This is a genomic window from Streptomyces noursei (assembly GCF_001646665.1).
GTDB classification, from domain to species: domain Bacteria; phylum Actinomycetota; class Actinomycetes; order Streptomycetales; family Streptomycetaceae; genus Streptomyces; species Streptomyces lavendulocolor.
Genome location: NZ_LWBU01000081.1, coordinates 69,641 through 92,278, shown reverse-complemented (window position 1 = coordinate 92,278; position 22,638 = coordinate 69,641). Strand labels below are relative to the sequence as shown.

At 72.2% G+C, this 22,638-nt stretch carries 24 protein-coding genes and 1 pseudogene; 14 read left to right on the top strand and 11 right to left on the bottom strand.

What is annotated here, in order from left to right; all coding sequences use genetic code 11:
- Positions 1-12: 12 nt before the first annotated feature.
- The 3 genes from A4V12_RS06955 to A4V12_RS06945 all read right to left on the bottom strand — a co-directional run bounded on the left by A4V12_RS06955 (position 13) and on the right by A4V12_RS06945 (position 4,621).
- Complete coding sequence (locus A4V12_RS06955) at positions 13-2,211, bottom strand: SpoIIE family protein phosphatase (protein ID WP_064068331.1); 2,199 nt, start codon at positions 2,209-2,211, stop codon at positions 13-15.
- Positions 2,212-2,445: 234 nt separating this feature from the next.
- Entirely contained in the window at positions 2,446-3,135 is a 690-nt protein-coding gene (gene fomD / locus A4V12_RS06950; RefSeq protein WP_064068330.1) for a cytidylyl-2-hydroxypropylphosphonate hydrolase, read from the bottom strand.
- A gap of 82 nt (positions 3,136-3,217) precedes the next feature.
- Positions 3,218-4,621 (bottom strand): class II fumarate hydratase, encoded by a 1,404-nt coding sequence (locus A4V12_RS06945; RefSeq protein WP_064068329.1) that lies wholly within the window; start codon positions 4,619-4,621, stop codon positions 3,218-3,220.
- Positions 4,622-4,761: 140 nt separating this feature from the next.
- Here A4V12_RS06945 and A4V12_RS06940 point away from each other — a divergent pair, with 140 nt between their 5' ends.
- Positions 4,762-6,297 carry a ricin-type beta-trefoil lectin domain protein gene (locus tag A4V12_RS06940; RefSeq protein ID WP_064068328.1) on the top strand — a complete coding sequence of 512 codons (1,536 nt, stop codon included), beginning with the start codon at positions 4,762-4,764 and terminating at the stop codon, positions 6,295-6,297.
- Positions 6,298-6,400: 103 nt separating this feature from the next.
- On the opposite strand, the gene A4V12_RS06935 is transcribed toward A4V12_RS06940, so the two are convergent.
- Positions 6,401-8,080, bottom strand: coding sequence for a fumarate hydratase (locus A4V12_RS06935; protein WP_064068327.1), 1,680 nt, complete (start codon positions 8,078-8,080; stop codon positions 6,401-6,403).
- A 149-nt stretch (positions 8,081-8,229) separates the two neighbouring features.
- Between A4V12_RS06935 and A4V12_RS06930 the strand changes: the two genes are divergently transcribed.
- On the top strand, positions 8,230-8,901 hold the full coding sequence (locus A4V12_RS06930; RefSeq protein WP_064068326.1) for a DUF1707 SHOCT-like domain-containing protein: 672 nt from the start codon (positions 8,230-8,232) through the stop codon (positions 8,899-8,901).
- Between the two features lie 135 nt (positions 8,902-9,036).
- Entirely contained in the window at positions 9,037-9,414 is a 378-nt protein-coding gene (locus A4V12_RS06925; protein ID WP_064068325.1) for a WhiB family transcriptional regulator, read from the top strand.
- A 174-nt stretch (positions 9,415-9,588) separates the two neighbouring features.
- Here the strand turns inward: A4V12_RS06925 and glpX are convergent, their stop codons facing one another.
- Positions 9,589-10,620, bottom strand: coding sequence for a class II fructose-bisphosphatase (gene glpX, locus A4V12_RS06920; protein WP_064068324.1), 1,032 nt, complete (start codon positions 10,618-10,620; stop codon positions 9,589-9,591).
- 136 nt (positions 10,621-10,756) lie between these two features.
- Here glpX and A4V12_RS06915 point away from each other — a divergent pair, with 136 nt between their 5' ends.
- Positions 10,757-11,284 (top strand): DUF4245 domain-containing protein, encoded by a 528-nt coding sequence (locus A4V12_RS06915; RefSeq protein ID WP_199831232.1) that lies wholly within the window; start codon positions 10,757-10,759, stop codon positions 11,282-11,284.
- 200 nt (positions 11,285-11,484) lie between these two features.
- On the opposite strand, the gene A4V12_RS06910 is transcribed toward A4V12_RS06915, so the two are convergent.
- From A4V12_RS06910 to xseA, 3 genes are all read right to left on the bottom strand, one after another.
- Positions 11,485-12,075, bottom strand: coding sequence for a malonic semialdehyde reductase (locus tag A4V12_RS06910; RefSeq protein WP_064068322.1), 591 nt, complete (start codon positions 12,073-12,075; stop codon positions 11,485-11,487).
- Positions 12,076-12,250: 175 nt separating this feature from the next.
- Positions 12,251-12,481 carry an exodeoxyribonuclease VII small subunit gene (locus A4V12_RS06905; RefSeq protein ID WP_064068417.1) on the bottom strand — a complete coding sequence of 77 codons (231 nt, stop codon included), beginning with the start codon at positions 12,479-12,481 and terminating at the stop codon, positions 12,251-12,253.
- A 10-nt stretch (positions 12,482-12,491) separates the two neighbouring features.
- Positions 12,492-13,721: an exodeoxyribonuclease VII large subunit gene (xseA, locus tag A4V12_RS06900; RefSeq protein ID WP_064068321.1), complete on the bottom strand. Its 1,230-nt coding sequence runs from the start codon at positions 13,719-13,721 to the stop codon at positions 12,492-12,494.
- 176 nt (positions 13,722-13,897) lie between these two features.
- Between xseA and A4V12_RS06895 the strand changes: the two are divergent.
- The 3 genes and pseudogenes from A4V12_RS06895 to ppgK form a co-directional block, all read left to right on the top strand.
- Positions 13,898-14,659: pseudogene (locus A4V12_RS06895) on the top strand (sulfatase family protein); the annotation flags it as partial.
- 475 nt (positions 14,660-15,134) lie between these two features.
- A complete protein-coding gene (locus A4V12_RS06890; RefSeq protein ID WP_079136867.1) occupies positions 15,135-16,133 on the top strand; it encodes a 4-hydroxy-3-methylbut-2-enyl diphosphate reductase in 999 nt (332 codons plus the stop codon).
- A gap of 44 nt (positions 16,134-16,177) precedes the next feature.
- Complete coding sequence (gene ppgK / locus A4V12_RS06885; protein WP_064068319.1) at positions 16,178-16,918, top strand: polyphosphate--glucose phosphotransferase; 741 nt, start codon at positions 16,178-16,180, stop codon at positions 16,916-16,918.
- 19 nt (positions 16,919-16,937) lie between these two features.
- On the opposite strand, the gene A4V12_RS38405 is transcribed toward ppgK, so the two are convergent.
- Positions 16,938-17,423 (bottom strand): DUF6542 domain-containing protein, encoded by a 486-nt coding sequence (locus tag A4V12_RS38405; protein WP_064068416.1) that lies wholly within the window; start codon positions 17,421-17,423, stop codon positions 16,938-16,940.
- A gap of 457 nt (positions 17,424-17,880) precedes the next feature.
- On the opposite strand from A4V12_RS38405, the gene ychF reads away from it, so the two are divergent.
- From ychF to A4V12_RS06845, 7 genes are all read left to right on the top strand, one after another.
- Complete coding sequence (gene ychF, locus A4V12_RS06875; RefSeq protein WP_064068318.1) at positions 17,881-18,969, top strand: redox-regulated ATPase YchF; 1,089 nt, start codon at positions 17,881-17,883, stop codon at positions 18,967-18,969.
- 331 nt (positions 18,970-19,300) lie between these two features.
- A complete protein-coding gene (locus tag A4V12_RS06870; RefSeq protein WP_030145782.1) occupies positions 19,301-19,492 on the top strand; it encodes a hypothetical protein in 192 nt (63 codons plus the stop codon).
- Positions 19,476-20,021, top strand: coding sequence for a DUF6879 family protein (locus A4V12_RS06865; RefSeq protein WP_064068317.1), 546 nt, complete (start codon positions 19,476-19,478; stop codon positions 20,019-20,021). The genes A4V12_RS06870 and A4V12_RS06865 overlap by 17 nt, the downstream gene beginning before the upstream one ends.
- Positions 20,018-20,848, top strand: coding sequence for a helix-turn-helix domain-containing protein (locus tag A4V12_RS06860; protein ID WP_064068316.1), 831 nt, complete (start codon positions 20,018-20,020; stop codon positions 20,846-20,848). Before A4V12_RS06865 ends, A4V12_RS06860 begins: the two co-directional genes overlap by 4 nt.
- A 94-nt stretch (positions 20,849-20,942) precedes the next feature.
- The gene (locus tag A4V12_RS06855) at positions 20,943-21,113 is read left to right on the top strand and encodes a hypothetical protein (RefSeq protein WP_234372094.1); all 171 of its coding nucleotides are present in this window, start codon (positions 20,943-20,945) and stop codon (positions 21,111-21,113) included.
- Entirely contained in the window at positions 21,113-21,334 is a 222-nt protein-coding gene (locus A4V12_RS06850; RefSeq protein ID WP_064068314.1) for a hypothetical protein, read from the top strand. The genes A4V12_RS06855 and A4V12_RS06850 overlap by 1 nt, the downstream gene beginning before the upstream one ends.
- Before the next feature lie 118 nt (positions 21,335-21,452).
- Complete coding sequence (locus A4V12_RS06845; RefSeq protein ID WP_064068313.1) at positions 21,453-21,743, top strand: hypothetical protein; 291 nt, start codon at positions 21,453-21,455, stop codon at positions 21,741-21,743.
- Here the strand turns inward: A4V12_RS06845 and A4V12_RS06840 are convergent.
- Positions 21,736-22,008, bottom strand: a complete 273-nt coding sequence (locus tag A4V12_RS06840) for a hypothetical protein (RefSeq protein ID WP_064068312.1) — start codon at positions 22,006-22,008, stop codon at positions 21,736-21,738. The two genes, A4V12_RS06845 and A4V12_RS06840, sit on opposite strands and share 8 nt — an antisense overlap.
- A gap of 243 nt (positions 22,009-22,251) precedes the next feature.
- A complete protein-coding gene (locus A4V12_RS06835) occupies positions 22,252-22,626 on the bottom strand; it encodes a hypothetical protein (protein ID WP_159028831.1) in 375 nt (124 codons plus the stop codon).
- Between the last annotated feature and the right edge of the window lie 12 nt (positions 22,627-22,638).

Genomic DNA, 22,638 nt, shown 5'->3' with positions numbered 1-22,638 from the left:
TGTGCGAACGCCTCAGATCCGGGTCGGCAGCTCGAACCAGACGACCTTGCCGGTCGAGAGCCGGGTCGCGCCCCACCGCCGGGCCAGCCGGTTCACCAGGAACAGGCCGCGCCCGCCCTCGTCGGTGTCCCGGGCCCGGCGCTGGCGCGGCAGCTGGGGCGAGTCGTCCCCGACCTCGCAGCGCAGCACGTCCGTCCGCAGCAGCCGCAGCGTCACCGGCCGCTCCGCGTACCGCACCGCGTTCGTGACCACCTCGCTGACCAGCAGCTCCACGCTGTCCGACAGGTCCTCCAGGCCCCAGCGGGCCAGCGCCCGCCGGGCGAGGCGCCGCGCCCGGCCGGGCGCCTGCTCCTCCGGCTCCAGGAACCAGTAGGCGACGTCACTCGGCGCGATCCCGTCGAAGCGGGCGGCGAGCAGCGCGATGTCGTCGTCCCGGTCACCGGGCCCGAGCATGTCCAGCACGTCGTCGCAGAGCGCCTCCAGCGGCGGCGAGTGGTCCGGGCCGGTCAGCTGGGCGGTGGCGGCGAGCCGTTCGCGCAGCTGCTCTATCCCCGTCCACACGTCGCGCAGCCGCGACTCCACGAGCCCGTCGGTGTACAGGAGCAGGGTCGCCCCGGCGGGGGCGTCCAGCTCGACGGCCTCGAAGTCCACCCCGCCCACGCCGATGGGCGCGCCCGGCGGGACGCGCAGCACCTCCGCCCGGCCGCCGAGGTGGAGCAGTATCGGCGGCGGGTGGCCGGCGTTGGCGATGGTGATGCGGTGCGCGACCGGGTCGTACACCGCGTACAGGCAGGTCGCCATGCGGTTCTCGCCGAGCCGCTGGGCCTGCTCGTCGAGGTGGTGCAGCACCTCCTGCGGCGGCAGGTCGAGCCCGGCGAGGGTCTGCGCGGTGGTGCGCAGCTGGCCCATGATGGCGGCGGACGTCATGGAGTGGCCCATCACGTCGCCCACGACGAGGGCGACCCGGCTGCCGGGCAGCGGGATCGCGTCGTACCAGTCGCCGCCGACCCGGGCGGTCTCGGCCGCCGGGAGGTAGCGGGAGGCGAGCTTCACCCCGGTCGGCTGCGGCAGGTTCTCCGGCAGCATGGTGCGCTGGAGCTCGTCGGCGATGTACGCCTCCCGCCCGTACAGCACGGCCTTGTCGATGCCGAGCGCCGTGTGCGTGGCCAGCTGCGCAGCCACCAGCAGGTCGTTCGGCTCGAACGGCGGCCGGTCGGGGCGGCGCAGGAACACGGCGGCGCCGATGACCCGGCGCCGGCCGCGCAGCGGCGCGAGGATCGCCCGGTGGCCGGAGGGTACGCAGCGCCCGTCGCCGAGCAGTTCGGGCAGCGCGGCGCGGGCGGCCGCCGAGTCGCCGAAGACCGGGCGCACGCCGCGGAGGACCTCGGCGAGGGCGCCGCCGGCCTGGACCTCGCACAGCTCGGCCGCCGGGCCGAGGTCGAGATCGGTCTCCGGGTCGGCCGCCGACAGTCCGAGGTCGGCCTCGTCCTCCGTTAAACGCAGCCGGTCGGTACGGCGCAGGCGGAGGACGAACGGGTCGACGGGCCGCTCGTCGCCGACCGGGAGCGGGTCGCGGAGGTAGACGAGGATCGCGTCGGAGAACGTCGGCACGGTGGCCCGGCACAGGCCGAGCACGATCTCGTCCAGGTCGATGCCGCGGGCGATGCGCCGCGTGGCGGCGCCGACGAACCGCAGCCGGTCGCCCTCGCGCCGCGCGGCCACCACGGGGTCCTTGCCGCCGCTCGGGCCGCCGGAACCGCCCTGGACGGGCAGTCCCTCCAGCGGCCCCGCCGTGCCGGCGGGCATGCCGCCGGTGACGCCGCCCGTACCGGCGCCGGCACCCGTCGATCCCCCGGCGCCTCCGGCGCCCGCTCCCGCACCGCCGGCGGCCGGGACGTGTCCGTCGGGCGCGGCTCCGCGTCCGCCGCCGCGTCCGCCGCCGCGTCCCGCTCCGCGTCCGGGAGCGCCGTCGGCCTGGCCCGGGGTGCCGCGGCCGGGCCCGCCCGCGTGCCCGGACGCCCCGGCCGGCGCCGAGGCGGTCGCGGAGGGGGACGCCGGTGCCTGGGCGGCACCCGCGCGGGGCGCGGACAGGGGCGCGGGCACCGGCGGCGCGGCGGGGGACGGGGGCGTCTCCTGCCGCGGCCGGGTGCGTTCCTGCGGCCGCGCAGCCAGGGGCTGCCGGCCTTCGTGGGAGGTGGGATGCTCCGTCACGCGTGGGATTCCGTCCGTCCGGGCCGGTGGTGCGATGCGATCGCTCTGTCAGGCGCTATACCCGCTCTGAGCGCGGCGTCGACAAGGGGTGACGGATCCGGGCACGGATCAGGCACGGTCCACCCCCTCCATGGATGACTTACGGTCAGTTCCTGCTCTTGGCTCAGTCGTTACCGCTCCGCTGATGCGCGGAGGACGATCCTACGTTTGCACCCCAGGGGCGCATCAAGGGTCTCACGGAGCCGTGGGCGCCGGGGTGCGATCCCAGTCCGCGGGCAGTGGCGGAACCGTCCAGCCCGGGTCCGGCCGCCAGTTCTCCCAGCCGTCCGCGAACGGCGTGCCCCAGGCGCGGATCACCTCGACCGCCGCCCGCCCCGCCTCCCGCACCCGCCGGGCCTGTGCCGGGCCCATCAGACCGCTCCGCTGCGCCTGGGCGAACTCGTCCTCGTCGCGCCACAGCCAACTGCGATCGGGGTACACCGAGATGTCCAGGAAGTGGTCCTCGGAGTCCACGCCGTCCGCCCATCGGGTACGTGGCTCCTCCAGGTTGACGTACCAGCTGCGGAACCGCCAGCCGCCCTCCCAGAACAGCCACACCGACCAGGGCTCGTCCGGCCGGGCCAGCTTCAGCACGCCCGCCCCCTCCCACCGGGTGCGCACGGTGGTGCGCGGCGCGGTGTACCGGGTGGCGAGCGGCTCCTCGTGGACCGGGCTGCCGTCGGCGAGCACCGGCTTGACGCACTCGGTGCCCGGCGCCATCCACACGGCGAGCAGGTCGTCGGTGTCCTGGACGACGGTCACCGGCCGGCAGATGTGGATGTGACCGTCGCCGTTGTCCCGGTAGCGCCACAGGATCCGCGTGCCCGGCGACCAGCGCGCACCGCCGGAGCGCGTTCCTCTCCCTGTCGTCGTCTCGGCTGTCATGCGCAGATCTTAGAGGTGCGCCCCCGGCCCCGCCGCGACCCGGATCACGGACGGCGGGCCCGGAGGCGTACGGAACACCAGGTCACGGCCGGGTCATCCGCAGGACGTCCAGGGCCTCGTCGAGCTGCTGGAGCGTCAGGTCGCCGCGCTCCACGTACCCCGACGCGAGGACCACCTCGCGGATCGTCCGGCGCTCGGCGAGGGACTTCTTGGCGACCTTCGCCGCCTCCTCGTAGCCGATGTACTTGTTGAGCGGGGTCACCACGGAGGGCGACGACTCGGCGTACTCGCGCGCCCGCTCCACGTTGGCGGTGATGCCGTCGACCGTGCGGTCCGCCAGCAGGCGGGCGGCGTTGGCGAGGAGCCGGACCGACTCCAGCAGGTTCTTGGCGATGACCGGGAGCATGACGTTCAGCTCGAAGTTCCCGGCGGCACCGGCCACGGCGACCGTGGCGTCGTTCCCGGTCACCTGGGCGGCGACCATCAGCACCGCCTCCGGGATCACCGGGTTGACCTTGCCGGGCATGATCGAGGAGCCGGGCTGGAGATCGGGCAGGTTGATCTCCGCCAGGCCCGTGCGGGGGCCGGAGGCCATCCAGCGCAGGTCGTTGCAGATCTTGGTCAGCGAGACCGCGATCGTCCGGAGCTGCCCGGACGTCTCGACGAGCCCGTCGCGCGCGCCCTGCGCCTCGAAGTGGTCGCGGGCCTCGGTCAGCGGCAGCCCGGTCGACCGGGCGACCTCCGCGATGACGGCGGCGGAGAATCCGGGCGGGGTGTTGATCCCGGTGCCCACCGCCGTGCCGCCCAGCGGCAGCTCGGCGAGCCGCGGCAGCGAGGCGTGCAGCCGTTCGACGCCGTACCGCACCTGGGCGGCGTAACCGGCGAACTCCTGGCCGAGCGTCACCGGCGTCGCGTCCATCAGGTGCGTACGGCCGGACTTGACGACGTCCGCGAATTCGGCCGATTTCCGCCCCAGGGCGGCCGCCAGGTGCTCCAGCGCCGGGATCAGGTCCCGGGTGACGGCGGCGGTGGCGGCGATGTGGATGGAGGAGGGGAAGACGTCGTTGGACGACTGCGACGCGTTGACGTGGTCGTTGGGGTGCACCGCGCCGGGACGGCCGAGGCGCTCCGCGGCGAGGGTGGCGAGGACCTCGTTGGCGTTCATGTTGGACGACGTGCCGGAGCCGGTCTGGAAGACGTCGACGGGGAAGTGGTCGTCCCAGCGCCCCTCGACGACCTCGGCGGCGGCCTCCTGGACGGCGGCGGCGATATCCCGGTCCAGGACGCCCAGCTCCGCGTTGACCTTCGCCGCCGCGGCCTTGATACGGGCCAGGGCCTCGATGTGGGCCCGCTCCAGCCGCTGGCCGGAGACGGGGAAGTTCTCCACGGCCCGCTGGGTCTGCGCCCGCCACTTGGCGTGGGCGGGGACGCGCACCTCCCCCATGGAGTCGTGTTCGATCCGGTAGTCGCGCTGCTCGTGGCTCATCGGTCAACCTCCTGCTGCGTCTTTCGGGGGGCGACCCCCCGAACCCCCCGGAAAAGTTGAGCACTTGTCTTGTTCTGCGTATTCCCAAGCCCTGTACCGGCCAGTAAAAACCGTGGGTAACCCCACTTCCAGGAGGCGCAATGACGCGCACCGGTACCAGAGCAGGGTTCGGACTCCGCTGCACGGTCGCGGCGGCGGCCGCACTCGCCACCGCCCTCGGTGGGACGACCGCCGCCGGCGCGGCGGACACCGCGACCGCACCCCGCACCACCGCATCCGTACCACTGCCGCCCGAGCTGGAGGCGATCCGCGCCGCCGAGGCCACCCGGCTGTACGGCAGTCCCGCCGAACGGCCCTTCGCGGAGCGGAAGACCGGCCTGATCTCCCTGGGCGACAGCGAGATCTCGGGCGAGGGCGTCGGCACGTACGAGCCCCCGACCAACGGCCCCGACAACTGGTGCCACCGCTCGCCCCAGGCGGCCATCCACCGCACGGGCATCCCCGCCGACGTCACCTACAACGTCGCCTGCTCCGGCGCGGCCACGCCGAACATCCGCATCGGCGGCGGCAAGCAGTACGCCGACGAACTCGTCCAGAGCGACAACCTCGCCGTCAAGGCCCGCAACACCCGCATCAGGATGGTGCTCCTGGTCGCCGGCGCCAACGACGACCTCCAGTTCGGCCCGGTGATGACCGACTGCGTCACCCGCTACCTCACCCTCCAGGGCCCGTGCGAGCCGAAGTACGCCCCCGGCTGGCAGGCCCGCGTCGACGCGCTGGTCCCCAAGGTCGAGGGGACGATCCGCGACCTGCGGACCGTGATGCGCGACGCCGGGTACGCCGACGGCGACTACAAGCTCGTCGTCATGGGCTACCCGAGCCCCATCGGGCCGGACTTCCACGACAACCCCGCCTTCCCCGGCAAGCTCGCCTGCGGCGGCCTCGGCCACGACTCCGACACCGTCTGGGGCCGCAACACCGCCGTACCCGCGTTCGAGCGCGGCATGCGGCGCGCGGCGGCGAACACCGGGGCGGTGTACCTCGACAACTCCCGGCTGTTCCACGGCCACGAGGTCTGCATGGAGGACAGCTGGGCCCGCGGCCTGTACATCGACCTGTCCAAGCCCGGCCTGCCGGACGAGAACTCCGTCCGGCAGTCCTTCCACCCGAACGCGGCCGGCCACGCCGCCTTCGCCTCCTGCCTCACCCAGCTGTACGCCGCCGGCGTCCGCGAGGCCGGCTGCGCCGACCCCGCCTCGACCGGCAGGCCGGTGCTGCTGCCGGGGGCGTGGGACGACAAGTTCGCCCCGCTGCGCGGCGAGGCCGCCGGGACCTGCGTGGACGTCACCGGAGCGGTCACCCGCAACGGCACGGCGGTCGGCGGCTGGGACTGCCACGCGGGGCGGAACCAGGACTGGTGGTACGACCCGGGCCGCGGGTCGGTCCACACGGCGCTCACCCATGACCGGTGCCTGGACGTCCCGGGCGCCGCCTACCGGGCGGGCACGGCCCTGGTCCTGTGGAACTGCTCGGGCGCGGCCAACCAGCGGTTCGTCCGCGAGGGCGCGACGCTGCGCCCGGCGGCGGCACCGGCCCTGTGCCTCACCCTCGCCGCGGCCAGGGACCCGCTGCGGCTCCAGCCGTGCGACGGCACGGCGAGGCAGCGGTTCGCCTAGGGCGCGTCCGCGCGTCCGCAAAGGCCCGCCCGGCCCGCGGGCGCCCCGCACGCGCGCGGGCCCGGCCACCGCGACGGTGACCGGGCCCGCGCGCTCCGTCGGGTCAGGCCAGGCCGGGGCCGCGCACCGGGATGCTGGTGAACGTCGGCTGCTCAGGTTCCCGTGAAGTGAAGAAGTCGTTGCCCTTGTCGTCCACCACGATGAACGCCGGGAAGTCCTCGACCTCGATCTTCCAGACCGCCTCCATGCCGAGCTCCTCGTACTCGACGACCTCGACCTTCTTGATGCAGTCCTGCGCCAGGCGGGCCGCCGGGCCGCCGATCGAGCCCAGGTAGAAGCCGCCGTGCGTGCCGCACGCGTCGGTGACCTGCTTCGAGCGGTTGCCCTTGGCGAGCATCACCTTGGAGCCGCCCGCCGCCTGGAACTGCTCCACGTAGGAGTCCATGCGGCCGGCCGTCGTCGGGCCGAAGGAGCCGGACGCGTACCCCTCGGGCGTCTTGGCCGGGCCCGCGTAGTAGACCGGGTGGTCCTTGAGGTACTGCGGCATCTCCTCGCCCGCGTCCAGCCGCTCCTTGATCTTGGCGTGCGCGATGTCGCGCGCCACGACCAGCGGGCCGGACAGCGACAGCCGGGTCTTGACCGGGTGCTTGGTCAGCTCGGCGAGGATGTCGTCCATCGGCCGGTTGAGGTCGATCCTGACCACGTCGCCCGACTCGTCGAGGTGCTCGTCGGTGGTGTCGGGCAGGAAGCGGGCCGGGTCGGTCTCCAGCTGCTCCAGGAAGACGCCCTCCGCGGTGATCTTGGCGACGGCCTGGCGGTCGGCCGAGCAGGACACGGCGATCGCGACCGGCAGCGAGGCGCCGTGCCGCGGCAGGCGCACCACGCGCACGTCGTGGCAGAAGTACTTGCCGCCGAACTGCGCGCCGATGCCGATCTTCTGGGTCAGCTCGAAGACCTTCTTCTCCAGCTCCTCGTCGCGGAAGCCGTGGCCCAGCTCCGAGCCCTCGGACGGCAGCGCGTCCAGGTAGTGGGCGGAGGCGTACTTCGCGGTCTTCAGCGCGAACTCGGCGGACGTGCCGCCGACGACGATCGCCAGGTGGTACGGCGGGCAGGCGGCCGTGCCCAGCGAGCGGATCTTCTCCTCCAGGAACTTCATCATGGAGGTCTTGTTGAGGACCGCCTTGGTCTCCTGGTAGAGGAACGACTTGTTGGCGGAGCCGCCGCCCTTGGCCATGAAGAGGAACTTGTACGCGCCGCCGTCGGTCGCGTACAGCTCGATCTGCGCCGGGAGGTTGGAGCCGGTGTTCTTCTCCTCCCACATGGTGAGCGGCGCCATCTGCGAGTAGCGCAGGTTGAGGTTCTTGTACGCGTCGTAGACGCCGTGCGACAGGGCCTTCTCGTCCTCGCCCGCGGTCAGCACGTTCTGGCCGCGCTTGCCCATGACGATCGCCGTACCGGTGTCCTGGCACATGGGCAGGACGCCCGCCGCCGCGATGTTGGCGTTCTTCAGCAGGTCCAGTGCCACGAACTTGTCGTTGGACGACGCCTCGGGGTCGTCGATGATCTTGCGCAGCTGGGCGAGGTGCGCCGGGCGGAGGTAGTGCTGGATGTCGTGGATCGCCTCTTCGGCGAGCTTGCGCAGCGCCTCCGGCTCCACCTTGAGGAACGTACGGCCGTCGGCTTCGAAGGTGGACACACCCTCGGCGGTCACCAGGCGGTAGGGCGTGGTGTCCTCTCCCAGCGGGAGCAGATCGGAGTACTGAAACTCTGGCATTGCGGCCATTCCTCACTCGGCAGACGGCGACGCGGCCTCCGTTGGCAGCGCGCCCACAAGCGTAGAACGCCCCGAGGCGCCCGGACCTGTGAGGTAAGGCTCAGTTCCCGGACGCGCACCCCTGGTCGCGATGTATCGCGTTTGGCTAGGCTGGGGCGGTGGACCTCGAGAAGCAGCCCCAGCAGCCGCCCGCGCCCGCCGAACCCGCCCTGCGCGCCTCGGACGCCGACCGGGACCGGATCGCGGACATCCTCCGGGACGCCCTGGCCGAGGGCCGGCTCGACGCGGAGGAGCACGGCGAGCGCATCGACGCCGTCTACCGGGCCAAGACGCTCGGCGAACTCGAACCGCTCGTCCGGGACCTGCCCGCCGCGTACCCGCACCCCGCGGCGGCGCCGCAGCAGCGCCAGGCGTACGCGTACGCCGCCGACGACCCGGCCGCCCCGGCCGACAAGCTGATCGCCGTCTTCTCCGGCACCACCCGCAAGGGGCGCCGGCGGCTCGGGCCGCGCACCCACGCCTTCGCGCTCTTCGGCAGCGTCGAGATCGACCTCACCGAAGCGGTCTTCACCCAGCGGCTGACCGTGATCGACGCGGTCTCGGTCTTCGGCAGCGTCGAGGTCCGCGTGCCCGAGAACATCACGCTGCGCGGCGGCGGCACCGGGGTCTTCGGGAACTTCGAGGTCCACACCCTGGAGGCCGAGGACCCCGAGGCCCCGGTCGTGGTGATCAACGGGTACGCCGTCTTCGGCAGCGTGGAGGCCCGGCCCAAGCGCGGCAGCATCATCGCCGATCTGCACCACAAGTTGCGCAAGCACTTGGGTGGTTGACGCGCCACGGCCGGTTCCGGCCGGTCGCGGTCCCGCCCCCTGGAACGGACTGCCACGCAGTGCATAGGCGTGCGCACAGCGGGTAGGGCTTGCTGCATCGTCTCTCGCTCGCGAAGCCGTCGTCAGGAGTAGACCGTGCTGCAACTGCCGCCCCAGCCGCTCCAGGTCGCCGCCGCCGCCCCCTCCCAGCGCCTTCCGGCGCGGGAGGACCAGGCCGGTCCGTGGCACTCGGAGGCGGTGTGCCGCCGGGACGAAGCAGGCTTGTTCTTCGCCCCGTCCAAGGAGCCGACGGCCGCCCGGCTGGCACGGGAGGAGGCCGCGAAACGGGTCTGCGCCCGGTGCCCGGTCATGGTCGAGTGCCGGGAGCACGCGCTGCTCCAGCCCGAGCCGTACGGCGTGTGGGGCGGCCTGACGGCGGCCGAGCGGCGCGTCGTGCTCGCCCGGCGCCGGCGCCGCGAGGTGGAGCTGAAGAAGGCCGCCTCCACCGGCCCCCGCATCGCCGCCGCCGGCTGACCGCGGCACCCGCGGCGTTCCCGGTGCCCGGGGCACCGGGTCCTCGCGGTTCTCCTCCGGCGCGGGTACGCGAACGGCGAAGGGGCGCCCCCACCGCACAGGGGGGCGCCCCTTCGCCGTGTTCCGGCGGCCGCGGGACTGCCGCGTCGCGGCGGCCGGTGGCCGGCCGCGGGACTACTTCGCGCGGTCGAAGTCGATCTGGCTGTACGCGCGCAGCTTCGACAGCCGGTGCGTCGAGTCGATCTGCCGGATCGTGCCCGACTTCGAGCGCATGACCAGCGACGAGGTGGTCGCCGTCTCGGCGCGGTAGCGCACTCCGCGCAGCAGCTCGCCGTCCGTGATGCCGGTCGCGACGAAGAACACGTTGTCGCCGCTGACCAGGTCGTTCGTGGAGAGGACACGGTCCAGGTCGTGTCCGGCGTCGAGGGCGCGCTGCCGCTCCTCGTCGTCCTTGGGCCACAGCTTGCCCTGGATGACACCGCCCAGGCACTTGATCGCGCAGGCGCTGATGATGCCCTCGGGGGTGCCGCCGATGCCCATGAGCAGGTCCACGCCCGTGCCCTCGCGCACCGCCATGATCGAACCGGCCACGTCGCCGTCCGAGATGAACTTGATGCGGGCGCCCGTCTCGCGGATCTCCTTGACGATGCCCTCGTGGCGCGGCCGGTCCAGGATGACGACGGTGACGTCCTCGGGCGAGGAGTGCTTCGCCTTGGCGACGCGGCGGATGTTCACCGACACCGGGGCGTTGATGTCGACGTAGTCGGCCGCCTCCGGGCCGGTGACGAGCTTGTCCATGTAGAAGACCGCGGACGGGTCGAACATGGTGCCGCGGTCGGCGGCCGCCAGCACGGCGATCGCGTTCGGCATGCCCTTCGCGGTGAGCGTGGTGCCGTCGATCGGGTCCACGGCGATGTCGCACTCGGCGCCGGTCCCGTCGCCGACGCGCTCGCCGTTGAACAGCATCGGGGCTTCGTCCTTCTCGCCCTCACCGATCACGACGACACCGTTCATCGAGACGGTGGAGACCAGGGTCCGCATGGCCCGCACCGCCGCGCCGTCGGCGCCGTTCTTGTCACCCCGGCCGACCCAGCGGCCGGCGGCCATGGCGGCGGCCTCGGTGACCCGGACCAGCTCGAGGGCCAGGTTGCGGTCGGGAGCCTCGGGAGAGACCTCGAGCTCGGACGGCAGATGATTGTCGGTCATCGGAACGCACCTTTCTGTACGGCGACGGCCGCAAGTGAAGAGGGTGCTGCGACTCTATCGGTAGGTCGACATATTGAGCAGAGGGGCCCACGTATGAGCAGGCCACCCTGATGCGACCATAGGGGGCGTGGCAGGTATGCGTGGCAAGCAGACAGTGCGCGGGATGTTCCAGTCGATGGCGGTCATCTGCGCCGCGGCGGGCGTGATCTATCTCTTCATCCCGCACGACGAGAAGGCGGACCCGATCAAGGCGGTCGACTACCGGGTCGAGCTGGTGACCGCGCAGCGCGCGGCTCCCTACCCGGTGCTGGCGCCGGAGGGGCTCGCCGACGACTGGAAGCCGACCTCGGTCGCGTACGACCGCGAGGAGGGCGACGCCTGGCACCTCGGCTTCCTCACCCCGGACCGGCAGTACGTGGCGGTCGAGCAGTCGACGGCGGCGTCGCGGAAGTACATCTCCGAGGTGACCCACGAGGCGCGGGACACCGGCCGGACGCGGCAGGTGGCGGGCCGGGCCTGGCAGCTCTGGGAGGGCCCGAAGTACGACGCCCTGGTCCTGCGCGACAAGGGCGTGACGACGGTCGTGACCGGCACGGCGACCGAGGAGCAGCTCGCGCGCATGGCCGAGGCGCTGCGCCCGGCGAAGAAGGCCCAGCCGGCCTAGGAATTCTGGCGGGCTCCTGCGCGGACGGGCGCCGAGCCGGTCTCCGCCGGCGGCGATGCCGTACCGGCGGATACCGGGGCGCACCGGGTGCTCCCGCCGGTCGGGACGGTGCCGGCGCCGGCGGTGCGAGCGTGGAACGGCGACGGCCCCGGGCACCAGGGGGGATGGTGCGCGGGGCCGCCGGTCCGTGGACCGTCGTGTCAGACGGTGGTGACGACGTCCTCGTAGGCGAGGCGCGGGCTGCGCGGGAACGAGGCGCCCTCGCCCGGCCGGCCGATGTTGACGATCATCAGCGGGGTGTGGTCCGCGTCGAGGAACTCCTTCTGCACGCCCGCGAAGTCGAAGCCCGTCATGGGGCCGGCGGCGAGCCCGGCGGCGCGGACGCCGACGATGAAGTACGCGGCCTGCAGCGCGGCGTTCAGGCCGGCGGCCTGCTCGCGGACGGGGCGCTCCGCGAAGAACACGTCCTTGGCCTGCGGGAAGTGCGGGAACAGGCCGGGGAGCTCCTCGTGGAACTCGTTGTCGGCGGCGAGGATCGCCACCAGCGGCGCCGACGCGGTCTTGGCCTGGTTGCTCTCCGCCATCAGCGGGACCAGGCGCTCGCGGGCCTCGGCGGAGCGCACGAGGACGACGCGCAGCGGCGACTGGTTGAAGGCCGTCGGCCCGTACTTGACCAGGTCGTAGATCGCCTGGACCTGCTCCTCGGTGACCGGCTCGTCGGTGAAGGTGTTGGCGGTGCGGGCCTCACGGAAGAGAAGGTCCTGGGCGGCGGGGTCGAGAACGAGGGACATGCTGGTGCCTTTCGGACGCGCAAAGGATCAAGCGATGCGTCCACCGTACGCCCGAGATAGGTTAAGTTTCAACTAACGGTGCGGTGGGTGACCCGTGAGTCCCCTCACACACCGGTTGCGGAGGCTCACTCCTCCTGGCTCGCCGCCCCCGCGCGACCGTCGCCCCGCCCGCTCCTCACTCCTCCCGGTCCGCCGGCGCCTCCTGCTCGGCGAGCGCCGCGTCCAGCCGGGCGCGGGCGCCCTCCAGCCAGCGGCGGCACACCTTGGCCAGCTCCTCGCCCCGCTCCCACAGGGCCAGCGACTCCTCCAGCGTGGTCCCGCCCGCCTCCAGCCGGCGGACGACCTCGATCAGCTCGTCGCGCGCCTGCTCGTACCCGATCGCCGTTTCCGTCGTGTTCGCTGCCATGCGGACCACCCTAAGGGCGGGGTACGACACCGTCGGCGGCCACGCGCACGGCGAAGTCGCCGCCGGAGACCCGCGCGCGCAGCTCCTCGTCCGCCGCGACCTCCTCCGGCGACCGGACCACCGACCCGTCCGCCCGCTGGAGCACCGCGTACCCCCGCTCCAGCGTCGCCGCGGGAGAGAGCGCCACCACGCGCGCGCGGGTGTGGGCCAGCTCGGAGTCCGCCCGGTCCAGCAGGTGGCCGAGCACACGGCGGCCCCGCGCCAGCAGGGCGTCCACCTCCGTCTCCCGCTCCTCCACCATCCGCCGCGGGTGCTCCATGACGGGCCGGGCCAGCGCGTGAGCCAGGCCCCGCTCCTCGCGGTCGAGCAGGCCCCGCACCGTGCGCAGCGCCCGGTCGCGCAGCCCCGCCACCCGGTCCAGCTCCTCGCCCACGTCCGGCACGACCTTCTTGGCCGCGTCCGTCGGGGTGGACGCCCTGAGGTCCGCCACCAGGTCCAGCAGCGGCGCGTCCGGCTCGTGCCCGATGGCGGACACCACCGGCGTACGGCACTCGGCGACGGCCCGGACGAGCTGCTCGTCCGAGAACGGCAGCAGGTCCTCCACGCTGCCGCCGCCCCGGGCGACGATGATCACGTCCACGTCCGGCAGCTCGTCCAGCTCCTTGACCGCCTGCACCACCTGAGGCACGGCGTGGACGCCCTGCACGGCCACGTTGCGCACCTCGAAGCGGACGGCCGGCCAGCGGCGGCGCGCGTTCTCCAGCACGTCCCGCTCGGCGGCCGACGCGCGGCCGCACACCAGCCCGATCAGCTGCGGCAGGAACGGCACCGGCTTCTTGCGGTCGAGCGCGAACAGCCCCTCCGCGCCCAGCGACCGCTTCAGCATCTCCAGCCGGGCCAGCAGCTCCCCGATCCCCACCGGCTTCATCTCCGTCGCCCGCAGCGACAGCTGCCCGCGCGGGGCATACCACTCCGGCTTGGCGCGCACCACGACCCGAGCGCCCTCGGAGACCACGTCCGCGACCGCGTCGAACACCTGCCGGTAGCAGGTGACGCTCACCGAGATGTCGTACGACGGGTCGCGCAGGGTCATGAAGACGACCCCCGCACCGGGGCGCCGCGACAGCTGGGTGATCTGCCCCTCCACCCAGACGGCACCGAGCCGGTCGACCCACCCCCCGATGAGCCGCGACACCTCACCGACGGGCAGGGGAGCTTCGGCAGACGTAGTGAGACCCATGGACGCGAGCGTACGCGCCCGCTACGACAACGCCTCCGGTACGGCAGCGCCCCCGGCTACGGGACGCCCGGTCCGCGACCGTCCGGGGCCTCGACCGTCCGGGGCGGTCCGCGACCGGCCCGGCGGTCGACCGTCCGCGATACGGCCCGGCGTTGACAGGTGCGGGGGCGGTCGGTGCCGTCGAGTACGTGAGGCGTGACCACGACCGCCCCTGGCTGCTCAACCTCAACTTCACCACCCCGCACTGGCCGTGGATCGCCGAGGGCGACACCGAGGAGAGCGCGGAGGTCACCCGCCGCATCAGGTCCGGCGACACGAGGGCGCTGTGGCACCAGGACGGCGGCTCGGTCGAGAAGTACACGCAGCTGGTGGAGGACCTCGACCGCTCCGTGGGCCGGGTCCTCGACGCCCTCAGGAGATCGGGACAGGAGGAGGACACCCTCGTGGTGTTCGCCAGCGACAACGGCGGCGAACGCTTCTCGTACAACTGGCCCCTGTCCGGCGCCAAGGGCTCCCTCCAGGAGGGCGGCATCCGGGTGCCCACGATCGTCCGCTGGCCGGCCCGCCTCGACGGGCGGCAGGTGAGCGACGAGCCGGTCTTCTCCCCGGACTGGACGGCCACCCTGCTGGAGCTCGCGGGTGCCCGTCCCCACCCCGCCCACCCCCTCGACGGCGGCAGCCTCGCCGGCTACCTGCTGCGCGGCGAGGAACCGCCCCGGCGGCCGCTGTTCTGGCGGGTACGAGGGGAGCGGGCGCTGCGGCAGGGGGACTGGAAGTACTACCGGGGCAAGGACGGCCGGGACCGCCTCTTCCACCTCCCCTCGGACCAGCGGGAGCAGGCGGACCGGGCGGCGGCCGAACCGGCCCTCCTCGGCGAGCTGCGGGCCCGGTGGGAGCGGATCGACGCCGGGCTGCTGCCCTACCCGGCCCCCCGCTGACGGACCGGCCCCTCCCCGCCCCCCGGGGGGCGGGGAGGAGCGCGACGGGGCCGCCGCGCGACACCGCCCCAGGGGGCGAAACCGGCGTCCGGGTCGGCGGCGACGGCCACCCGCGCCGCGGCCCGTCCCGTCCGGCCGGGACGAGCGGGTGGCCGGGCACGCGCGCGTACGCGCGCTGATCGGCCCCGTACGGGGCCACCCGGACCATCGGCGGGTAACCCGACGCGGTGAACCCCTCGCCACCGGCGCCACCCGGTACAGCGGCGCGACGGCGGCGTGCGAGCGGGCGTCCGGGGAGCCGGAAACGCCCGAACGGCGCCATGGGGGCCGAGGTCCGCGGGCCCGGCCCCCGCCGCGGCCCGGTGCGCCCGCCCGCCCCGCCGGCCCCGCCCTCACGGCCGGCGCCGGCCGCGCCCCTCGGCCCCGGCCGCCCGGCGGATCTTCCCGCCCCCATACGCGCCCTTACGATGGGGACATGACTGCTACGCCTGCCAGCCCGTCGTCCGACAAGCGCGTCCTCCTCGCCGCTCCCCGTGGCTACTGCGCGGGCGTGGACCGTGCCGTGATCGCCGTGGAGAAGGCTCTGGAGCAGTACGGCTCGCCGATCTACGTCCGCCACGAGATCGTGCACAACAAGTACGTCGTACAGACCCTGGAGAAGAAGGGCGCCATCTTCGTCGACGAGACGGCGGAGGTGCCCGAGGGGTCGATCGTGATGTTCTCCGCCCACGGCGTGGCGCCGACCGTGCACCAGGAGGCCGCCGAGCGCCGGCTCGCCACGATCGACGCGACCTGCCCCCTGGTCACCAAGGTGCACAAGGAGGCGGTCCGGTTCGCCAACGAGGACTACGACATCCTCCTCATCGGCCACGAGGGCCACGAGGAGGTCATCGGCACCTCCGGCGAGGCCCCCGACCACATCACCCTGGTCGACGGCCCGGACGACGTGGAGAACGTCACCGTCCGGGACGACTCGAAGGTCGTCTGGCTCTCCCAGACCACCCTCTCGGTCGACGAGACCATGGAGACGGTCGACAAGCTGAAGGAGAAGTTCCCGAAGCTGATCTCCCCGCCGAGCGACGACATCTGCTACGCCACGCAGAACCGCCAGACCGCCGTCAAGCAGATGGGCGCCGAGGCGGACCTGGTCGTCGTCGTCGGCTCGAAGAACTCCTCCAACTCGGTCCGGCTCGTCGAGGTCGCCCTCGGCGCCGGCGCGAAGGACGCCCACCTCGTGGACTTCGCCGACGAGATCGACGAGGCCTGGCTGGAGGGCGTCTCCACCGTCGGTGTCACCTCCGGCGCCTCCGTCCCGGAGGTGCTCGTCGAGGGCGTCCTGGAGTGGCTGGCGCAGCGCGGCTTCGAGGACGTGGAGATCGTGAAGGCCGCCGAGGAGTCGATCACCTTCTCGCTGCCCAAGGAACTCCGCCGCGATCTGCGCGCCGAGGCTGCCGCTCTCGGTGAAAACCGGTGACCGAAAGCCGGTGACCGTCAGCGCCTCCCCGTAACGTTGAGTCCATGAACGTCTTCGGAGTGGACATCGGCGGGTCGGGGATCAAGGGCGCTCCCGTGGACCTGGAGCGCGGAGATCTGGCCGAGCCCCGCCACAAGGTACTGACACCGCACCCCGCCACACCCGACGGTGTGGCGGGGTGCGTCGCCGAGGTCGTCGAGCACTTCGGGTGGTCGGGCCCCGTCGGCGTCACCTTCCCGGGTGTCGTCACGGGCTCCACCATCCGGACGGCGGCGAACGTCGACAAGGGCTGGATCGGCGTCGACGCGGCGGCGCTGATCGGCGAACGGCTCAGCGGGATGCCGATCACCGTCCTCAATGACGCCGACGCGGCCGGGATCGCGGAGATGACCTTCGGCGCCGGGCGCGGCCGCAAGGGCGCGGTGATCATGCTGACCTTCGGTACGGGCATCGGCAGCGCGCTCTTCACCGACGGCAGGCTGGTCCCCAACACGGAACTGGGGCACCTGGAGCTGGACGGCCACGAGGCGGAGAAGCGCGCGTCGACGAAGGCCAAGGAGGACAAGGACCTGAGCTGGGAGGAGTGGGCGCACCGGGTGCGCAAGTACCTGGCGCACCTGGAGATGCTGTTCTCGCCCGAGCTGTTCATCGTGGGCGGCGGCGTGAGCCGCAAGGCGGAGAAGTTCGTACCCCTGCTCACGGACGTCCGCGCCGAGATCGTCCCGGCGGAGCTTCAGAACAACGCGGGCATCGTGGGCGCGGCGATGGCCGCCGCGGCCCGCTGAGGCGGCGCCGCGCGGAGCGTCAGCGCTGAGTGGCGCGGGGGGCGGCGGCCGCCCGCTGCCGCCGCCCCATCTGCCGCACCTTGCGTACGGAGGTGATGAGGCCCGCCACCAGCGTCCCGCCGTACAGCCAGCCCGCGTGCACGGCGAGGGTGGTGACCACCGCCATGATCCGGCCGCCCAGGCCCCCCGGGCCCCCGGCGATCGGCACGACGCCCACGGCGAAGGCGATGGGCACCCCGATCGGCGCGGTGACCAGGTCGGCATCCCGCACCCACAGCGCGGTCAGGGCGCTGACCGGCAGGAAGAGCAGCCCGTACACCAGCGGGGAGCCGTCGAACAGCAGCCGGTCCAGGCACCCGATCACGAACATCGACGCCGCGGCGAACAGCCCGGCGCCCAGGCCCGTCAGGCGGGGCGAGGGCAGCCGGCGCAGCGCGAGCACCACGGGCGGCACCGCCCGCCCGCCGGGCCGGCCCGCCGGCCGCCGCGGCCCGCCGCCGGGCACCCCGGGACCACCCGGCCCACCCGGAGTGCCGTGCCCGCCCGGTGCACCGCCCGGTGTGCCGCCGCCACCGCCGGTGCGGCCGCCGGGCGCGGCCTTGCCGCCCGGCCTGGCGGGAGGCCGTGCCGGACGCGTCCCGACCGGGCGTACGCCCGCGCCGTCGATGAGCGCGCCCTGGGGCAGGGCGCCGGGGGCCGGGGCCGCCGCCGACGCCGCGGGCGCCACCGGACCGGCCGGCCCCGCCGGGGCCTGCGCCCGCCGGGGGCGCTGGGGGGGACTGTTCCTGTGCTGCTCCACCCGGACAACGTAGGTCGCCGGGGGCCGGGAGTCCGGCATGGGACACGCACTTTGAGTGACCTTGGCCAAGAGTTCGCCCAACGGCTGCCGTCACTGCCCGCTCCGTCGCGCCCGTAAACTGGGGGGTCGGCCCACCATCCTCACTTCTAGGGAAGTCGCCACCGTGTCGCTCACGATCGGAATCGTCGGTCTGCCGAATGTCGGCAAGTCGACCCTGTTCAACGCCCTGACCAAGAACGACGTGCTGGCGGCCAACTACCCGTTCGCCACCATCGAGCCGAACGTCGGCGTGGTCGGCGTCCCCGACGCCCGCCTCACCAAGCTGGCCGAGATCTTCTCCTCGCAGCGCGTCCTGCCGGCCACGGTCGACTTCGTCGACATCGCGGGCATCGTGCGCGGCGCGAGCGAGGGCGAGGGCCTGGGCAACAAGTTCCTGGCGAACATCCGTGAGTCGGACGCGATCTGCCAGGTCATCCGTGCCTTCAAGGACGAGAACGTCGTCCACGTCGACGGCAAGGTCTCGCCCAAGGACGACATCGAGACGATCAACACCGAGCTGATCCTCGCCGACCTCCAGACCATCGAGAAGGTCCTGCCGCGCCTCCAGAAGGAGTCCCGGATCAAGAAGGACGTCGCGCCGAAGGTCGCGGCGGTCGAGGCGGCCAAGGAGATCCTGGAGCGGGGCGACACCCTCTTCTCCCAGGGCATCGTCCAGGGCTCCGAGAAGGCCGAGCTCCTGCACGACCTGCACCTGCTCACCACCAAGCCGTTCCTCTACGTCTTCAACGTCGACGAGGACGAGCTGACGGACGAGACCTTCAAGGACGAGCAGCGCGCCCTGGTCGCCCCGGCCGAGGCGATCTTCCTCAACGCCAAGCTCGAGGCCGACCTCGCCGAGCTGGACGAGGAGGACGCCATGGAGCTCCTCCAGTCCGTCGGCGCCGAGGAGCCGGGCCTCGCCACCCTGGCCCGCGTCGGCTTCGACACCCTGGGCCTCCAGACCTACCTGACGGCCGGCCCCAAGGAGTCCCGCGCCTGGACGATCAAGAAGGGCGCGACGGCCCCCGAGGCGGCCGGTGTGATCCACACCGACTTCCAGAAGGGCTTCATCAAGGCCGAGGTCATCTCCTTCGCCGACCTCGTCGACACGGGCTCGGTCGCCGAAGCCCGCGCGGCGGGCAAGGCCCGTATGGAGGGCAAGGAGTACGTCATGCAGGACGGCGACGTGGTGGAGTTCCGCTTCAACGTGTAGTGCCTGATTCCTTGATCGGCTAACGTGGCTGGTCAGGGCATGAATCCCCAGGTCAGGGGCCAGATCATCGGGTCTGGCCCCTTCCTGTTTTCTCCTGCGGATTCAGGCTGTTTCCGGGTCGTGTGCTGACTTGGTGCTGACCCTGGCGGCGACTCTCAGAAGCTCTGACCTGGGGCTCCGGTGGGAGAGGGGAGGACAGCCGAAGGGATTGCCCCGGACGAAGCGACGGCGGACCGGTTTCCCGTTCTGGAAACCCGAACCTCTTGTTGTGCAGGCCGCCGGCTGGGAACGATGAACGGGACACCGGAGCACGGGAACGAGGGGGCACCGTATGAGGCTGACGAAGCTGGCCACCACCTGTGAGAACGGGGACTGTCCCACCCTGTATGCGACCGACAAGGGAACCCTGATCGTGCAGGGAGGCGTGCCGACGGGACACGGCCTCGACGTGCCGGAGGGCGAATCCCTGGTGGAAATCCCGATGGACCTCATCCGGAAGGCAATCCGTGATCAGCGCATCTAACGACCTGGCTGCCCGCTTCTCCACCTTCCAGGAGGAGGCGTTCCGGCTGGAGACCCTCGACGACTACAGCAACTCGGGCAACCCTGCCGTCTTCCGTGCCTTCCTTGCGGGGGAGACCAAGCCCGCCGACTACAACGCAGACTGGCTGGAGACCGTGCGAAAGGCGACGGAGAGCGGCAAGCGCATGGTGCGCGTCCACGTCCTGTCCCGCCCGCTCACGCCGTACCTCCGCTACGAGCTGAGCTGGGGTTACCAGACGAACATGACGGCGGGTGAGGAGTTCCACATCGTCGACACGACCGACCGCCCGAATCCGCTGGAGGGTGTGCCCGATTTCTGGCTCTTCGACGGCCGCGAGCCTGTGGTGCTCAACTATGACGAGAACGGCGCGTTCACCGGGCCGACGTTCGTCCCGGCACCGGGGGCGTTGCCCACGGGCGAGGAGTCCGAGTACGCGACGTATCGAAGCGTCGCCCTGGCCATGTCGGTGCCCTTCACCGAGTGGTGGGGGAAGTACGGAGCAGCGTGAATCAGGCAGAACTCGGCGCCGCGCTGCGGGCGCTGCGGCAGGCGTCCGGCAAGGAAGCCAAGGTCGTCGCCCGCAGCGCAGTCATGTCGACCGCCAAGCTGTCGAAGATCGAGAACGGCCGTGTCGCTCCGGCGACGGCGGACGTGGAACGCATCCTCACGGCTTTGGACGTGTCCCCGGAGATCAAGGCCGAGTACCTCGCTGTAGCCCGCGCACAGGCCACAGAGGCAACCGCATGGCGCCTCTTTCGGCGGATGGGCTACCACAAGAAGCAGGAGCAGATCAGGGCGTTGGAGTCCTCGATGACGCTCCTGCGCCTCTTCCAGCCGTCCCTGGTTCCCGGTCTGCTCCAGACGCCCGAGTACATCCGGGCAGTGTTGGAGCCGAAGGGCCTCACGGACGAACAGCTCTCCCGTACGGTCTCCGCCCGGATCGAGCGGCAACGCGTCCTGTACGACACCAGCAAAGCCCTGCACTTCGTGGTTACGGAACCCGTCCTGCGCTGGCGTCTCCTTCCGCCCGCGATGATGGCGGGCCAGCTGGACCGCATCGTGTCGGTGTCCCGCCTGCCGAACGTGGACGTGCGCGTGGTCCCCCTCGACGCGCCGCAGCGCTATGTGCCCGGTCACTCCTTCGTCACCCGGGACGACCGTGTGGTGACAGTCGAGACGACACACGCCGAGGTGGTCGTCACCGACCCACGGGACGTCTCCCTGTACGTCGAGAAGTTCGACCGCTTCGCCTCCGTGTCCCTTGCCGGGGACGCAATGCGCGACCTAGTCGAGGGCATCCGGGACACGTTCTTGCGCGAACGGGAAACGCCCTAGCTTCGGCCCCTCGGACCGGCTGACCATGGCCTTCTCGACGAGATGCGGGGAGGCATACGAGATGCACGGAGAACGGTCGACGCTGCCGGAGCCGGTGGCTTCTTCCCTACCGCCGGCACGGCCGGAACCCGTCCCGGGCTGCCGGGACTGCCTCGGCCTCGCGGTACAACGGGCCAACGCCGGGTCGGTCTGGGACTACTCCAAGGTGTCCGACATGAACGTGACCCTGCGCGCACACCTGCGGGACGCGCACGGGGGCGAGTAATGCCCCGCACTGTGCTGCGGTACGTCACGCATCGGATCACCCAGCACCCAGACACCGACGTGACGTTCGAGGCCGAGTGCCTCCGCTGCGACTGGTCGGCGACGCCTTCCGAGGACGGGGCGGCCGTGGACATCGAGTGCATGGGGCACACGGGACGCACCGGCCACGAGGGATTCAGGCGGGTGTGCACATCGTTCGCTCTAGTGGTGCGGGCGGGGTGACGGCGACCCGAGCGTCCCTTGCTTCAGTTGCCGTCAGACGCGCTGGAGGCGACGCCGACGGCCCCCAGCACGCGACACAGACACAGGCCCCCGTATGAGATTGAACAGGACGAAACCCATGACGAAGCGTTCCGAGCCGAAGAAGACGATGACCAAGGAGGAGTGGATCGAACAACAGCTGGCCAATGCCCCGGATCCGACGGCCGAGGATGTCTGGTGGGTGCTCAACAGGTTCGGCTTCCCGACGGAACAGGTGGAGGCGGCCTACCAGGCGATGCTCCGGGAGAAGGAGGAACGCTCCGCAAGGCGCACAGCTGGAGCCCTGAGCTTCATCGCGGCTCCAAGGCTCCGCGCCACTCGGCGAGCCGATCAGCCTGCCTGGCTCACGAAACGGGCTGTGTTCAGCTGAACGGGGATGCGCAGGCCATGAACGGCCCGGCCGCCCGGCTCCATGTTTCTCCCCTGGCGAGTGCTGCCGCGCCTTCCGTGCGCAGCGACGTGACCACGGGGGTCAGGAAGTCCGTACGCCAATGCTGCACGGCCTCCGGCTTCATGCCGCTCGCCTCGACCGAGGCCCCCACCCTGGCTTCGAGTACGGCCGCGCCCTGCGCCGCGTCGTCCCCGGTCCACTCGTCCACGTGCTCGGCCACCAGGGCCCACGTCAGCTTGATCATGCGCGGATCGTAGGGACGGTGGCGGGCGGCGTGAAGAGCCAGAGGTGCGAGCGGGGGTGGGGGTACGACCCCCGAAGGGGCCCGTCGTCGGCCGCCGCGTCTTAGCAGCTCGGGTTCTGCCACGGTTCCAGGGGCGACGGGGCAGCTGTGGCGCTCCCCCCGGCGGCGAAAGAAGCCGCATGTCAGCGGCGATCCAACCGTTCTGCAGGGCATCCGTCGGCACTGCACAGGAATGAGAAGCGCTCAGGCCGCGACTTCGCCGGGGTCCTCGTCCTCGTCTTCCGAGGAGCCGCCCCGCTCGTAACCCGACACGTCGATCTCGCGGCCGTCTGCGAGCCGTCTCTTGTGCGGGGCGACGTTGTGCTTGGTGGGCGGGTTCCGCTGCTCCTTCTCCTCTGCAGAGTCGGCGGCCGACCCGGTGTCCTGGGACCCCTCGGCGGCGTTCTGTTCCTCGGCATGCTTAGCGGCCAGGACGGCGACGGCCAGAGCCGCGCTGCCGACCGTGCCGGCCACGGCGAGGATCTTCGGCTTGTGCTTGCTGATCCAGCCCTTCGCCTTGGCGAAAGAGGTCGGCTCGCCGTCCTGGGGGATGGGCTCGCTGGGAGTGGAGTCAGTCACGTGCACAGATCT

Excerpts from the sequence above, each read along its gene's own strand:
- fomD (WP_064068330.1), bottom strand. The coding sequence starts at position 3,135 with ATGACAGCCGAGACGACGACAGGGAGAGGAACGCGCTCCGGCGGTGCG.
- A4V12_RS06945 (WP_064068329.1), bottom strand. The coding sequence starts at position 4,621 with ATGAGCCACGAGCAGCGCGACTACCGGATCGAACACGACTCCATGGGG.
- A4V12_RS06940 (WP_064068328.1), top strand. The coding sequence starts at position 4,762 with ATGACGCGCACCGGTACCAGAGCAGGGTTCGGACTCCGCTGCACGGTC.
- A4V12_RS06935 (WP_064068327.1), bottom strand. The coding sequence starts at position 8,080 with ATGGCCGCAATGCCAGAGTTTCAGTACTCCGATCTGCTCCCGCTGGGA.
- glpX (WP_064068324.1), bottom strand. The coding sequence starts at position 10,620 with ATGACCGACAATCATCTGCCGTCCGAGCTCGAGGTCTCTCCCGAGGCT.
- A4V12_RS06915 (WP_199831232.1), top strand. The coding sequence starts at position 10,757 with ATGCGTGGCAAGCAGACAGTGCGCGGGATGTTCCAGTCGATGGCGGTC.
- A4V12_RS06910 (WP_064068322.1), bottom strand. The coding sequence starts at position 12,075 with ATGTCCCTCGTTCTCGACCCCGCCGCCCAGGACCTTCTCTTCCGTGAG.
- A4V12_RS06905 (WP_064068417.1), bottom strand. The coding sequence starts at position 12,481 with ATGGCAGCGAACACGACGGAAACGGCGATCGGGTACGAGCAGGCGCGC.
- xseA (WP_064068321.1), bottom strand. The coding sequence starts at position 13,721 with ATGGGTCTCACTACGTCTGCCGAAGCTCCCCTGCCCGTCGGTGAGGTG.
- A4V12_RS06890 (WP_079136867.1), top strand. The coding sequence starts at position 15,135 with ATGACTGCTACGCCTGCCAGCCCGTCGTCCGACAAGCGCGTCCTCCTC.
- ppgK (WP_064068319.1), top strand. The coding sequence starts at position 16,178 with ATGAACGTCTTCGGAGTGGACATCGGCGGGTCGGGGATCAAGGGCGCT.
- A4V12_RS06870 (WP_030145782.1), top strand. The coding sequence starts at position 19,301 with ATGAGGCTGACGAAGCTGGCCACCACCTGTGAGAACGGGGACTGTCCC.
- A4V12_RS06850 (WP_064068314.1), top strand. The coding sequence starts at position 21,113 with ATGCCCCGCACTGTGCTGCGGTACGTCACGCATCGGATCACCCAGCAC.
- A4V12_RS06845 (WP_064068313.1), top strand. The coding sequence starts at position 21,453 with ATGACGAAGCGTTCCGAGCCGAAGAAGACGATGACCAAGGAGGAGTGG.
- A4V12_RS06840 (WP_064068312.1), bottom strand. The coding sequence starts at position 22,008 with ATGATCAAGCTGACGTGGGCCCTGGTGGCCGAGCACGTGGACGAGTGG.